Here is an 894-nt window from a genome sequence, read left to right as displayed (position 1 = left end):
ACTGTTGAAGTTAGACATAGTCGTTTATTCCCCTTTCTCAGATGATGTGCTTGTCGGCCAGGATGCCGGCCAGCTTCTCGCAGGTCTCCTTGCCGCTGCCTTCCAGCATCATGCCAACGCCCTTCTGGGGAGGCGTGAAGCTCTTGAAGATGTTGGTGGGAGAGCCCTTCAGGCCGATGGTGGTGGCATCGATCAGGGGATGATCCTTGAGCTTTTCATAGTCATAGGTCTCCAGAGGCTTGTTGTAAGTCTCATAGATGCCGCCGATGCTCATGTAACGGGGGTTGTTGAGCTCCTTGATGCAGGTGATCAGGCAGGGGGTCTGGACCTTGATGGTCATGTAGCCGTCTTCCAGCATCCGCTTGACGGTCAGGGTGTTGCCGTCCTTGGTGATGTCAGCGGCGTAGGTCACCTGGGGCAGGTGCAGCTTCTCAGCGATCTGGGGACCGACCTGGGCGGTATCGCCGTCGATGGCCTGCCGGCCGCACATGACGATATCGTCGGACTCCACGCCGATGGTGGAGATGGCGGCGGCCAGGATCTGAGAGGTGGCGTAGGTATCAGAGCCGCCGAACTCACGGGCGGACACCAGAACGCCTTCATCGGCGCCCATGGCCATCAGTTCCCGCAGCATGCCGGCAGCGGGAGCGGGGCCCATGGTGACCACAATGACCTTGCAGCCGGTGGCGTCCTTGATCTTCAGGGCGGCCTCCACGGCGTTCATGTCGTCGGGGTTGGTGATGGTCTGCATGGATGCACGGTTCAGGGTGCCGTCGGGATTGACAGCCACCTTGCCGGAGGTATCGGGGACCTGCTTGACGCAAACAATGATCTTCATGTTCGTTTCTTCCTCCTCTTACAGACCCATGTTGGCGGAGATGACGATGCGCTGGA

Annotated in this window: 1 protein-coding gene; it reads right to left on the bottom strand. The window is 59.4% G+C overall.

The annotated features are described in order from the left end of the window. Nucleotides 1-37: 37 nt before the first annotated feature. Nucleotides 38-838 (bottom strand): acryloyl-CoA reductase electron transfer subunit gamma, encoded by an 801-nt coding sequence (gene acrB / locus QZL67_RS02115; protein ID WP_022289129.1) that lies wholly within the window; start codon nt 836-838, stop codon nt 38-40. Nucleotides 839-894: the final 56 nt, after the last annotated feature.

Origin of the sequence: Oscillibacter sp. CAG:155 (assembly GCA_000436875.1) — a bacterium.
In the GTDB taxonomy this organism is placed as follows: Bacteria; Bacillota; Clostridia; order Oscillospirales; family Oscillospiraceae; genus Oscillibacter.
Note: the sequence above shows the minus strand (reverse complement) of the source record. Positions and strands in the feature narration are given on the sequence as shown.